The organism is Faecalibacterium sp. An58, assembly GCF_002161515.1.
Lineage (GTDB): Bacteria > Bacillota > Clostridia > Oscillospirales > Ruminococcaceae > Faecalibacterium > Faecalibacterium avium.
Map to the genome: position 1 here is coordinate 1 of NZ_NFHX01000031.1, position 12,006 is coordinate 12,006.

A 12,006-nucleotide genomic window follows, 5' to 3' on the forward strand; every position below is an offset into this window, starting at 1 on the left:
CCGATAGCAGCGAAAGAATAATCTGATTGGAAATCTGGGTTGTTTGGTCTTTTTACTTGATCTACGTTTGGTTATTTCCGCTGAACCCCAAATGGTTTTTTCAGCTGAACGCTAACACGCTGATTATATCAGGGCAGACACGCGGCTGCCCGCCTATCTGCCGTATCCCCGTTTCCTGCTGAAAATGGAGATTTCACAGACCGCCAAGCTGCTGTATTCGCTGCTGTTAGACCGTTCCACCCTCTCCCAGAAAAACAAGTGGCTGGACGACGAGGGCAGGATTTATATTATCTATCCCATCGCGGAGATAGCAGAAATACTGGATAAAGGCAGCACCACCATCAAGGGGGCGCTTAATGAACTGGACACGGCGGGGCTGTTGGAACGGGAACGGGGCGGCTTCTCCGCACCGAACCGGCTTTATGTCAAAGTACCGCCAGTGCCACAGGTACAGTTTTCAGACCAACTGATGGCCGGAAGTCCGCCCCTCATAGAGCCGGAAAACCGTCCTACTGATGGTCAGAAAACCGACCTTATGATGGTCGGAAAACCGTCCCCTAACCAAACTACTATAAACAACCTTACAGAGAGCCAAACAAAGGGAGTGAGTGGGGGGCCGTCCGCGCCCTATGGCCGATATGGAAATATTTTTCTGTCACAGACCGAATACGACGAGTTGCAGGCAGAGTACCCTGACAGGCTGGAACGGTTCATCGAGGAAATGAGCCGCTACCTTGCCGCCAACGGGAAAAGCTACCAGAACTATGCCGCCGCCCTGCGGATATGGGCGGGGAACGACAAAAAGGAAGCCCCTAAAAAGGGCATACCAGACTACTCATGCAAGGAGGGCGAGAGTTTATGAAGAATGAAATCAACGCGGTTTTGGAGAATATGACGACCACCATCCCGGAGCCGGAGGACTACACCGGCGAGGACGGTTTACTGTACTGCGGCAAGTGCCGCAAGCCGAAAGAAGCCTATTTTGCGCCGGATAAGGCCGCTATCTTCGGGCGCGACCGCCACCCGGCAGAGTGCGACTGCCAGAGAACCGCCCGCGAGGAACGGGAAGCCGCCGAAAAGCGGCGCAGACACCTTGACACCGTGGAAGAACTGAAACGCCGGGGCTTTACCGACCCCACCATGCGGGACTGGACTTTCGAGAACGACAACGGCAGGAACCCGCAGACCGGGCTTGCCCGCCGGTATGTGGAGCATTGGGAAGATATGCGGACAGACAATATCGGCTGCCTGTTCTGGGGCGGCGTAGGCACCGGCAAAAGCTACCTTGCAGGCTGTATCGCAAACGCCCTCATGGAGAAAGAAATCCCCGTCCGCATGACGAACTTTGCTCTTATCCTCAATGACCTTGCCGCCAGCTTTGAGGGGCGCAACGAGTACATTTCCCGCCTTTGTCGTTATCCGCTGCTGATCCTTGACGACTTCGGCATGGAACGCGGGACGGAATACGGGCTGGAACAGGTGTTCAATGTGATTGACAGCCGTTACCGCAGCGGCAAGCCGCTGATCGTCACGACCAACCTTACGCTGGACGACCTGCACAACCCGGAGGACACCGCCCATTCCCGGATTTATGACCGCCTGCTTTCCATGTGCGTCCCGGTACGCTTTACCGGCGACAACTTCCGGCAGGAAACCGCCAAGCGGAAAATGGAGAGCATGAAGAAACTGATTACCGACTGAAAGGAGTATTGCCTATGGCAGATAACAAGCAGCACGACACCCGCACCACCCGCCGCCCTGACTGTGTGACGGAAATCCGCATGGGCAATTCCGTCCTTGTCGTGTCCGGCTATTTCAAGAAAGACACCACAACCACAGCCGCCGACAAAATGGCGCGGGTACTGGAAGCGGAAGCCGCTGCTACACAAAAACCGGCGATTTGACAAGCTGTAAAGAAGCAGATTTGACACTTTTGCCGCTATACAACCAGCCCTATTCCGTGGTACAATGAAACCACGGAATAGTGGGGCTGGCTGTCGGAAACGGAGGATTTTATGTTAAGACAAGCCACCCAAAACCTCATTACCGCCCTTTATCCGAGATTGTCCCATGAGGACGAATTGCAAGGTGAGAGTAATTCCATATCGAATCAAAAAAGGATACTCGAAGCCTTTGCAAAACAGAATGGCTTTACCAACCTGCGCTGGTACACCGACGACGGCTATTCCGGCGCGAACTTTCAAAGGCCCGGTTTTCAAGCCATGCTTGCAGACATTGAAGCTGGGAAAGTGGGTACAGTTATCGTCAAGGACATGAGCCGGTTAGGGCGAAACTACTTGCAGGTAGGGTTTTACACGGAAATGCTGTTCCCTCAAAAGGGCGTGCGTTTTATCGCTGTCAACGACAATGTGGACAGCGCAAACGGCGGCATGGACAACGATTTTACCCCTCTGCGAAATCTGTTCAACGAATGGCTGGTGAGAGATACGAGCAAGAAAATCAAGGCAGTTAAGAGAGCAAAAGGCATGAGCGGCAAGCCCGTTACCAGCAAGCCGGTGTACGGCTACCTCATGGACGAGGACGAGAATTATATCGTTGACGAGGAAACCGCGCCGGTAGTCCGGCAGATATACCAGCTTTGCCTTGCCGGGAACGGCCCGACCAAGATTGCCCGTATGCTTACGGAGCAGCAAATCCCCACGCCGGGGACGCTGGAATACCGCAGGACGGGCAGCACCCGCCGCTACCACCCCGGCTATGAGTGCAAATGGGCGACAAATACCGTTGTCCACCTGTTGGAAAACCGGGAGTACACCGGCTGTCTGGTAAACTTCAAGACGGAGAAGCCCTCTTACAAGACCAAGCACAGCGTAGAGAACCCCATCGAGAAGCAGGCCATTTTTGAGAACCACCATGAGCCTATCATAGACCGGGAAACATGGGAGCGCGTGCAGGAGTTACGCAAGCAGCGCAAACGCCCGAACCGCTATGATGAAGTGGGGCTGTTCTCCGGTATGCTGTTCTGCGCCGACTGCGGCCATGTGATGTACCAGCAGCGGTATCAGAACAAGACCCGTAAGCAGGACTGTTACATCTGCGGCAGCTACAAGAAGCGCACCCGTGACTGTACGGCGCACTTTATCCGCACCGACCTGTTGACCGCCGGTGTCCTCTCCAATCTCCGGCAAGTGACGGAATATGCCGCCAAGCATGAGAGCCGCTTTGTGAAGCTGCTTATCCAGCAGAACGAGATCGGCGGCAAGAGAAAGACCGCCGCAGCCACCAAGCAGCTTGAACAGGCGCAGGAGCGCATTTCCGAAGTGAGCCGCATTATCAAGCGGCTGTATGAGGACAATGTGAACGGCAAAATCAGCGACGAGCGTTTCATGGAACTGTCGGCAGACTATGAGCAGGAACAGCGGGAACTGAAAGACCGCGCCGCCGCTTTGCAGGAGGAACTTTCCAAGTCGCAGGCCGCCACCGTCAATGCGGAAAAGTTTATGGGTATCGTCCGAAAGCACCTTGCCTTTGAGGAATTGACCCCCACCCTCTTGCGGGAGATGATTGAGAAAATCGTCGTGCATGAGTGCAGCTATGACGAGAACGGCATCCGCAGGCAGGACATTGAGATTTATTACAGCTTTGTCGGCAAGATTGACTTGCCCGAAGCCTAACGCCCGACCTATCCGACACAATGGCCAAGTGCCGGATAGGAACGGCAAAATTTTTTGCACTTCTATTACTTCTTTATCACACATAAGCAAAAAGCCAGGGCATGAAGCAGTTAAAGGCCAATTAGGTGTAATTATAGAAGAAAGGAAAAGCACAATCCAGACGGAACCGGCGGTTCCGGCGGTTGTGTCAAGAAATATTGTGGAAGCACAAGATTTCTGCTATAATGGGAGCAAGACATTTGACGATGGAGAAGGAGGCGGACGCCTATGCACATCAGCTATCAGCCGCTATGGGACACCTTGAAGGAGCGCGGCATGAGGAAGGAGGACTTGCGGCTGGCCGCCGGACTTACCACCAACATGATCGCCAACATGGGCAAGGGGGAGCATATCAGCATGAAAACCCTGCTGCGTATCTGCGGGGCGCTGCATTGTGATATTGCAGATGTGATTGCTTTGGAGCAGGACGACAATTCTGTTGCCCCATGAGGGGCCGCCCCCTGCTGGGACACTTTGTCCCAAAGGTGGGGAGCATAAATTAAACAGCACCGGCCCCCACCTCTGGACACTTTGTCCAGCCAGCGGGCGGCCCAGCCAAGCAGGAAACTTCGGTTCCCTGATTTTTTTATTTCCATCCCCTGCGCCGGAAATTCATGCCGGAGTGCTTGATAAGCGGGGACTTGCGGAACAGCTTTTTCAAAGTCGTTCGTTCTTCTTCCGATAGCCGCTTATATTTAAGCTGGAACGCCTTGCAGAACAATTCCGTAAATTGTTGAACCTTGTCCCCCGGCGATTGCATAGCCCGCTGGACTTCCTTTATCAGTTCATCGGCGGGCGTGGAGGCCGGGGCGCTTTCGCTGTCGTTCTCATGGGCCTTGCGTATGTCGTGGAGCATGGCGTCCCATGTTTTGTGCGTCACATGGCAGAAAAAATCTTCTTCCGCGATTTGACCGGCTTCCAAGATTTTCAGATAGCGGTCTGCGGCGGCTTCGGGATGGGCTTCCAGTATCATGGCCCGCACAGCGGCCAAGGAGCTGTTTATGTCATGGAAGCGCATGGCAGCCATCCCGTCCACATAGATTTCCGCGTCCGCCAGCAGTTCCGCAAATTTTTCATGGGAGATGATCTCACACAGCAGCCGGTTATTGACCCGCCCGCTTTTCAGGAGGGCCACCGCTTCATCGGTCAAGTGTAGCTCCGCCAGCGGCGTGTCCAAGTATTCCCGGTTGTCGGTCAGGCCCAGCAGGTAGTCCACGGACACCTGATAGAAGTCGGCCAGCTTCAACAAGCTGCCGTGATTGATCTCCTTATAGTCGTCGTTCTCATAGCTGCCGAGGGCGGATTTTGAAATGCCGGTCTGCTCCGCCAGTTCTTCCAGCTTCAAGCCCCGCTCCACCCGTAAATCCTTCAACCGCTCCTGTACGGAAACGCGCGTTTTCATAGGCACCTCGCTCCTTCCCGCGGCTGGCCGCCGCTGTTCTTTTTGATTATACCATACCATTCCGCAATCGTGGAAATTTTCCGTTTCCGGGCGGTATTCCTACTTTGCGGATATACGGGCGAGGGCACAAAAATGGTCTATGATATGGGTAGTTCATCGATGGATTATTCCAATCGAATGACCGGCCTGTATGGGATATGCTCCCCGGCGATGTAGCGCGGCGACCTGCGGCAAGGAGGTGGAGGAACCTTGACCGCAGCGAGCGTACCAACGGGAGCGAAACGCCGCTGAAAGAGCCAGGGGCAGGAACGACGTCAGGGAGAACCGGCAGAATGAACACCCAAAATGACACCGAAACACAACAAACGGACGGGCGATAACCGGCCCGCTCCGTACTACTACGGGGAATTTCGGGGCGGCCCTACGGCCGCTTTTCCCCCGAAAATCGCCCCGAAACACGACACTTAAATCTGCGAACCGTCTGTTGCGGCTGTTGCGGCCCAAACAGGCGGTTTTTTAGGAAGGGAGGCCCTATGCCGAGAATGCCGAAAAAGAGGAAGCAGGAGTTGTCCTTCTTCCTCAATGAGCGGGGGCGGGTGGCGTACAATATCCTTTGCCGGAAGTGCCGCCGCTCCTGCAAACAGAGCTTCCGGGCGGTCGTGATCGACTGCCCACTTTATCTTTCCAAGCGGGCCAAGCGAAAGGAGGACATGGGCTGAATGGAAGCTGAATTTTTGACCGCCGACACCGCCCTGCCGCCCTGCCTGCCCCTGCCGTGGGCCATGCTGGGGCTGCCGGTCAGCAGCACCGCCAAGGTCATGTATGCCCGCCTGCTGGACGCCGCTCTTGCGGCGGGGGCGGAGGACGCCAACGGGATCATATTTGCCCGCTGTCCCATCGCAGAGCTGGCGGGGGCGCTGGGGCGCAGCGCCATGACAGTGAAGCGGGCCTTGCGGGAATTGGAGGACGCCGGACTGCTCCTGCGGGTGCGTCAGGGCTTCGGGGAGCCGAATAAGATTTATGTCCTCATTCCAAGGGATGCACAAAAACAGGATTGCGGGAAGGACACAGAGCCGGTATAATGAAAGAAAGTAACCTGCCTTGCCCGCCTTCGCTACATAGCGCGGAACGCCGGGAGGCGGCAAGGAAGTTTGCAAGGGAACACAATACCGCCGAGAGATTATATAAAAAGTAAGGAGAAAAGCACATGGATCTAATAAAACAAATCTATCTTCTTTTTGACAATTTCAAGGATGAAAAATGTTTTGCACATAATGGCTACCATCCTGACTGGAGGCCCAACTGGAATGAGAAAATTGAAGATGAACTGAAACTAATTCAAGAACATTCCCCTATCCCTCTGCCAGATGATTACTGTGAAATATTCCGTGCTTTCGGCGGGGGCGGGATTGAGGACGGACGGCCAAACTGGGCAATCCCTGACATGAGTTTTTGGGCATGGGCGGGAATAAAGGATTTTAATGATTGTTTTGATTTTTTTAAGAAATGTCCCAACGCTCTTCCCATTGGCGATGACATTGGGGACATGATGTATATGCTCATCCAGAGCGAGGAAGAAAATGGTATCTATATGTCTGAAAAATCTCTTTTTTGGCATAAAGAGTATAGAACAAAAATTGCAAGCTCGTTTACGGAACTTTTTACCGATGCCGAGGTACAGCGAAAATTTCGCAATTACTTTAACTATGGTTATGACAAAGGAACTGATGGGAGGTAACGGCGCAAAAATCCATTCTGCAAGAATGGCGCACTTCTATACATGGCCTGACGGCCATGTATTCGTGCGCTCTGCGAGGCGGAACGGCGGATTGCCAGATGGAGCAATCTGCCGTTTTTGCGTCGCTACGCTCCGTCCAAGGGGGTGCCCCCCTTGCGCGGCTTACGCCGCTTACCCCGCCCACCCCCGGAAGGGGGACACCCGCCCCGGCGTCTGTCCCCCTTCCGAGGGCCTGATAACCGAACACCGACACCCTGACCGCTCACCGGGAACGCCCCGGAGGACGGTCATTTTTTACGCCCATTTTCAGAAAAAGGAGGCCAACGACCATGAGCAAAAAATTAGATGAGCTACGGCGGGAGTACGCCGAGAACGAGGCCAAGCTGCAACAGTACCGGCACCGGGTACAGCGGTTGGAGCAGCGGAAGAAATACTATGAGAAGGGGGAGCGGCAGAAACGCGCCCACCGCCTGATTACCAGAGGGGCCGCCGTGGAGAGCGTGGCCCCGGAGGTCAAGCCCCTGTCCGAGCAGGGCTTCTATTCCCTTGCCGAGCAGATTTTCTCCATGCCGGAGGTGCGGGCCGCTGTCCAGGCCGCCGCCCAGCGGGAGGGCGAGTAAATGGCCCTGTTTCATTTGACAGTCACGCAGGTGCAGCGCAGCGCCGGACAGTCTGCCGTCGCGTCCGCCGCCTACCGCGCCGGGGAGCGGCTTTACAGTGAACGCTACGGCGAGTACAGCGACTACACCCGCAAGGGCGGCGTGATCTGCTCCGATATTCTCCTGCCCCCGCAGGCCCCGCCCGAATACCAAGACCGGCAGACCCTGTGGAACGCGCTGGAAGCCGCCGAGCGCGGCAAGGACGCCCAGCTTGCGTACAGCTTTGATATTGCCTTGCAGAACGAGTTTTCGCTGGAAGAAAACATCGCCCTTGCAAGGCAGTTTTTGTTGGAGCAGTTTGTCAGCCGGGGCATGGTGGTGGACTTTGCCGTACACCGGCCTGACAAGGAGGACGGGGGCATCCCCAACCCACACTTCCATGTCCTCTGCCCCATCCGGCCCATTCTGGAAAGCGGCAAATGGGGCTACAAGCAGCGGCGCGTCTACCGTCTGGACGAGGACGGCAACCGCATTTTGGACGAGAAGGGCAAGCCCCTCTTTGACGCGGTTCCCACCACCGACTGGGGCCGCCCGGAAACGCTGGAAGCGTGGCGGGAGGTGTGGGCCGAGATGTGCAACGCCAAGTTTGCCGAGAAGGGCCTGCCCTGCCGGATCGACCACCGCTCCTATCTGCGGCAGGGGCTTGACCTGCTCCCAACCGTCCATGAGGGGCCAGCGGTGCGCCAGATGGAGGCGCGAGGGATTGCCACCGACAAGGGGGAACTCAACCGCTGGATCAAGGCCACCAACGCCCTCTTGAAAGAGCTGCGGCAGAAAATCAAGGCCCTGTTTGGATGGCTGAACGAGGTGCGGGAGGAACTGTCCAAGCCCCAGGCCCCCACCCTCGCCGACCTGTTATCCGCCTACTACGGGGCGCGGAACGCAGGCGCGTGGAGCAGCAAGGGCAAGGTGGGCAATCTCCAAAAGTTTGCCAACGCCGTGAACTACCTGACCGAGCAGAAGCTCTACACCGTGGACGATCTGGAGGCCCGCGTCACTTCCCACAATGAACGGATTGAGGAACTAAAGGCCAGCATGGGCAGCAAGCAGACCCGCATGAAGGAGCTGGGCGGCCTGCTGGAACAGGCGGAACGCTACCGGGAGCTGAAGCCCATCCACACCCAGCTCAACGCCATCCACCGCAAGAGCCAGCGGGAGAAATTCAAGGCCGCCCATGAGGGGGAGCTGCGGCAGTTTTATATGGCCCGCCGCAAGCTGGAACCCCACTTCACGCCGGAGGGCAAGCTGCCCCTGTCCAAGTGGCGGACGGAGCGGGGGAAGCTGCAACAGGCGTATCAGGAGGACTACGCCAAGTACAGGCCCATCCGGGAGGATTTGATGAAGCTGTACCAAGTGAAATCCACCGTGGACGCCGCCCGGCGGCGGCAGGAGCAGGCCCACGCCCAGCGCCGGGACAGGGATATGGAGCGGTAAGGGACTTCCCATTTCCCGACGGGGATGGTACAATGGAATCAGCTTTGACGGGCCGCCCCTGCTGGGACACTTTGTCCTAAAGGCGGGGGGCATGACCGCCCCGCCCCGACCTCTGGACACTTTGTCCAGCCAGCGGGCAGCAGATAAATTCCCCTAATACAATAATGAGGTACTATTTATGCTAATTTCTCATTTCTCAAACAATCACGCAGCCATGCGAATCAGTGACTTAGAAAAGAGATTTTCAACGCAACTTCCCCAAGACTACCGGAAATTTCTTATAAAATACAATGGTGGCGACACCCCAAACACAAAATATAAAGCGGCAAAGATTTCTTTCGATTTGCGCGGCTTCTTTGGCTTTGGAAATGTAAGGTACAGTTTTGACAGTCTTTCCGACCTATCAGACTGGATTGCCCAAAAGCGATTCCCAATCGCCTGTGATTTGTTTGGAAACTATATTTTGATTTCTTTGGATAATGGTGTAATCTCCTTTGCAGACCATGAGCGCGGCTTTCAAGAGAGTTTTATTTGTGACAGTTTTACCGCCTTTGTTGCAAAATGTAAAAGCACCTTAATCGACAAAAATGCGCTCCGCTCTATTGAAGAACGAGAAGCAGATCTGATTGCAAAAGGTAGAGGGCACATTATTACAGATGGTTTGCGGAGGTTATGGCAAAAGGAAATCGACAAATATACAGGCATGGAGCAGGAAGAAGTAGTTTTAGATTAGCAAAATTATCAAGGCATGACAGAGAGGCCGCGCCTTTCCCATGTGAAAATTGAATATGGAACCCACCAACCGGCGCTTGCCATTTTCCTTGTGAGAATGACAGGCGCTTTTCTTATTTTCGGAGGATTTGCCTATTTGAATATTTTTGAAGCTGTGAAACAGTCTGTTACCACCCAGCAGGCTGCCGGGCATTTTGGAATCCGGGCGGGCCGGAACGGGATGTGCCGCTGCCCCTTCCATGTCGTCGGCGCAAGCTTCATACCCCTCGTTCCGCCGCCAGCGGCAGAACTCGCTCATTCCGCTGCGCCTCCTCTCCCCACAAAGTCATGGACTTTGCGGGGGCCCCATTTGCACCCCAGCATGAAGGTTGACCGGCGCTATTTCTGCTTCGGCTGCGGGGCCACCGGCGATGTGATCGACTTTGTTTCCCGTCTGGAAGGGATCAGCCCCAAGGAGGCCGCCCTGCTGCTGGCGCGGGCCTTCTCCGTCCCCCATGAGGACAAGGGGCCGCCCGGCAGGAGCCTCCCCCGGCCCCGGCAGGAAAGCCCGGAGCAGCAGTTTAAGCGCATGGAGCGGCATTGTTTCCGGGTGCTGTGCGACTACCGCAACCGGCTGGGCCGCTGGAAGCGGGACTATGCCCCCAAGGGGCCGGAGGACGATTGGCACCCGTTGTTTGTGGAAGCCCTGCAAAGGCAGGACTATGTGGAATATCTGCTGGACACGCTGCTCTCCCCCGACATGGAGGAACGGGCGGCCCTGATCGCCAGCTATGGAAAGGAAGTGAGAAGCATTGAGCGAAGAATGGCAGAGCTTGACGCCGGAGCTGCGGCAGGCCGTGACGGACACCATAGAGGCCGCCCCGCCGCCCCGGAGCGTTGAGGAAGTAAAAGCCATGCTGGAAAGCACCGAGAAAGGCGGCGTCCGCAACAGTATTCACAACTGCCTGACGGTATTCCAGTATGACCCTGAACTGTCCGGGGCGGTGGCAAAAAATCTCCTGACCGAGCGCGTTGACCTGCTGCGGCCCATCGGCAGGAAGCGCCGGCCCGGAGGCAGGGCCTTGACCGACACGGACATGAAATATATCCGCCTCTATCTCGAAGATACCTACGGCCTGACAAGCGAGAAGAAGATTGCCGACGCCCTCGACCTTGCCGCCGACGCCAACCGTTACCACCCCATCCGGGACTACTTAAACGGCCTTGTGTGGGATGGGCGGGAGCGAATCCGCTACTGCCTGCGGCACTTTTTGGGGGCCGACACGGACGAGTACACCTACCAATCCCTGCGGCTGTTCCTGCTGGGGGCCATCCACCGGGCCTTCCGCCCCGGCTGCAAGTTTGAGGTCATGCTCTGTCTGGTGGGCGGGCAGGGGGCCGGGAAATCCACCTTCTTCCGCCTGCTGGCCGTGAGGGACGAATGGTTTTCCGACGACCTGCGGAAGCTGGACGACGATAATGTCTACCGCAAGCTGCAAGGCCACTGGATCATTGAGATGTCGGAGATGATCGCCACCGCCAACGCCAAGAGCATTGAGGAAATCAAGTCTTTTTTGAGCCGCCAGAAGGAGGTCTATAAAATCCCCTACGAAACCCACCCGGAGGACAGGCCGCGCCAGTGCGTATTCGGCGGGACTTCCAACGCCCTTGACTTCCTGCCCCTTGACCGCTCCGGCAACCGGCGCTTCCTGCCGGTCATGGTCTACCCGGAACAGGCCGAGGTACACATTCTGGACGACGAGGCCGCTTCCAGGGCCTACATCGGGCAGGTGTGGGCGGAGGCCATGACGATTTACAGGAGCGGCGATTTTAAGCTGTCCTTCAGCCCCGAAATGGTACAGTATCTGAAAGAACACCAGCGGGACTTCATGCCGGAGGACACCAAGGCCGGGATGATCCAAGCCTACCTTGACCGCTGCACCGGCACCGCCGTATGCTCCAAGCAGCTTTTCCGGGAGGCCCTCAAGCGCCCCTACGACGAGCCGAAGCAATGGGAGATACGGGAGGTCAACGACATTATGAACCACTGTATCACGGGATGGAGGTATTTTTCCAACCCCCGGATATTCGAGGAATACGGCAGGCAGAAGGGATGGGAACGGGAGGCCCCGGCAACGGGCGCTGACAACGGGCGTGAAAAAACGCCAGACGGATTTGTGGAAGTGACCGAGCAGATGGAGCTGCCCTTCTGAAAAATCCGGGGGAACCCCACCCCGTTGCCGAGCCGGTTGCCAGCCCGTTGCCGGGCCGGTTGCCGGAGAAAAGCCTGTAACGGCGGGCTTTTCTCCCCCCTGACAACCAAAGCAACAGAAAAATAAAAGAAAAAGTAAATAGTAACCCAACCGCCAGACGGAGATTGTTTTGCAG

General features: G+C 56.2%; 14 protein-coding genes and 1 pseudogene. 14 read left to right on the forward strand and 1 reads right to left on the reverse strand.

The window, feature by feature from the left end:
• The first annotated feature begins 184 nt into the window (after positions 1–184).
• The 5 genes from B5G12_RS12440 (at position 185) to B5G12_RS12460 (ending at position 4,124) form a co-directional block, all read left to right on the forward strand.
• Positions 185–862: a replication initiator protein A gene (locus tag B5G12_RS12440; protein ID WP_242956034.1), complete on the forward strand. Its 678-nt coding sequence runs from the start codon at positions 185–187 to the stop codon at positions 860–862.
• Positions 859–1,701: an ATP-binding protein gene (locus tag B5G12_RS12445; RefSeq protein WP_002596233.1), complete on the forward strand. Its 843-nt coding sequence runs from the start codon at positions 859–861 to the stop codon at positions 1,699–1,701. The genes B5G12_RS12440 and B5G12_RS12445 overlap by 4 nt, the downstream gene beginning before the upstream one ends.
• A 14-nt stretch (positions 1,702–1,715) precedes the next feature.
• Positions 1,716–1,904, forward strand: coding sequence for a transposon-encoded TnpW family protein (locus B5G12_RS12450; RefSeq protein WP_033509555.1), 189 nt, complete (start codon positions 1,716–1,718; stop codon positions 1,902–1,904).
• A 111-nt stretch (positions 1,905–2,015) separates the two neighbouring features.
• Positions 2,016–3,635 carry an IME_Rho_tet family element recombinase gene (locus B5G12_RS12455; RefSeq protein ID WP_069988280.1) on the forward strand — a complete coding sequence of 540 codons (1,620 nt, stop codon included), beginning with the start codon at positions 2,016–2,018 and terminating at the stop codon, positions 3,633–3,635.
• A 267-nt stretch (positions 3,636–3,902) separates the two neighbouring features.
• The gene (locus tag B5G12_RS12460) at positions 3,903–4,124 is read left to right on the forward strand and encodes a helix-turn-helix domain-containing protein (protein WP_087325177.1); all 222 of its coding nucleotides are present in this window, start codon (positions 3,903–3,905) and stop codon (positions 4,122–4,124) included.
• 136 nt (positions 4,125–4,260) lie between these two features.
• Here B5G12_RS12460 and B5G12_RS12465 read toward each other — a convergent pair whose 3' ends face one another.
• The gene (locus B5G12_RS12465) at positions 4,261–5,076 is read right to left on the reverse strand and encodes a helix-turn-helix domain-containing protein (RefSeq protein WP_087325179.1); all 816 of its coding nucleotides are present in this window, start codon (positions 5,074–5,076) and stop codon (positions 4,261–4,263) included.
• Positions 5,077–5,609: 533 nt separating this feature from the next.
• On the opposite strand from B5G12_RS12465, the gene B5G12_RS12475 reads away from it, so the two are divergent.
• From B5G12_RS12475 to B5G12_RS12510, 9 genes and pseudogenes are all read left to right on the forward strand, one after another.
• A complete protein-coding gene (locus B5G12_RS12475; RefSeq protein WP_087325181.1) occupies positions 5,610–5,795 on the forward strand; it encodes a hypothetical protein in 186 nt (61 codons plus the stop codon).
• Positions 5,796–6,158, forward strand: a complete 363-nt coding sequence (locus B5G12_RS12480) for a replication initiator protein A (protein WP_087325183.1) — start codon at positions 5,796–5,798, stop codon at positions 6,156–6,158. It abuts the gene before it with no gap.
• Between the two features lie 125 nt (positions 6,159–6,283).
• On the forward strand, positions 6,284–6,814 hold the full coding sequence (locus B5G12_RS12485; RefSeq protein WP_072851848.1) for an SMI1/KNR4 family protein: 531 nt from the start codon (positions 6,284–6,286) through the stop codon (positions 6,812–6,814).
• A 329-nt stretch (positions 6,815–7,143) separates the two neighbouring features.
• The gene (locus tag B5G12_RS12490) at positions 7,144–7,434 is read left to right on the forward strand and encodes a DUF3847 domain-containing protein (protein WP_087325185.1); all 291 of its coding nucleotides are present in this window, start codon (positions 7,144–7,146) and stop codon (positions 7,432–7,434) included.
• The gene (mobQ, locus tag B5G12_RS12495) at positions 7,435–8,907 is read left to right on the forward strand and encodes a MobQ family relaxase (protein ID WP_087325187.1); all 1,473 of its coding nucleotides are present in this window, start codon (positions 7,435–7,437) and stop codon (positions 8,905–8,907) included. It abuts the gene before it with no gap.
• A 178-nt stretch (positions 8,908–9,085) separates the two neighbouring features.
• Positions 9,086–9,640, forward strand: a complete 555-nt coding sequence (locus B5G12_RS12500; RefSeq protein ID WP_087325189.1) for an SMI1/KNR4 family protein — start codon at positions 9,086–9,088, stop codon at positions 9,638–9,640.
• 135 nt (positions 9,641–9,775) lie between these two features.
• Positions 9,776–9,880, forward strand: a pseudogene (locus B5G12_RS15000) (CHC2 zinc finger domain-containing protein); the annotation flags it as partial.
• 108 nt (positions 9,881–9,988) lie between these two features.
• Positions 9,989–10,519, forward strand: a complete 531-nt coding sequence (locus B5G12_RS12505) for a CHC2 zinc finger domain-containing protein (protein ID WP_507324120.1) — start codon at positions 9,989–9,991, stop codon at positions 10,517–10,519.
• A gap of 13 nt (positions 10,520–10,532) precedes the next feature.
• Complete coding sequence (locus tag B5G12_RS12510) at positions 10,533–11,831, forward strand: virulence-associated E family protein (protein WP_087325191.1); 1,299 nt, start codon at positions 10,533–10,535, stop codon at positions 11,829–11,831.
• Positions 11,832–12,006: the final 175 nt, after the last annotated feature.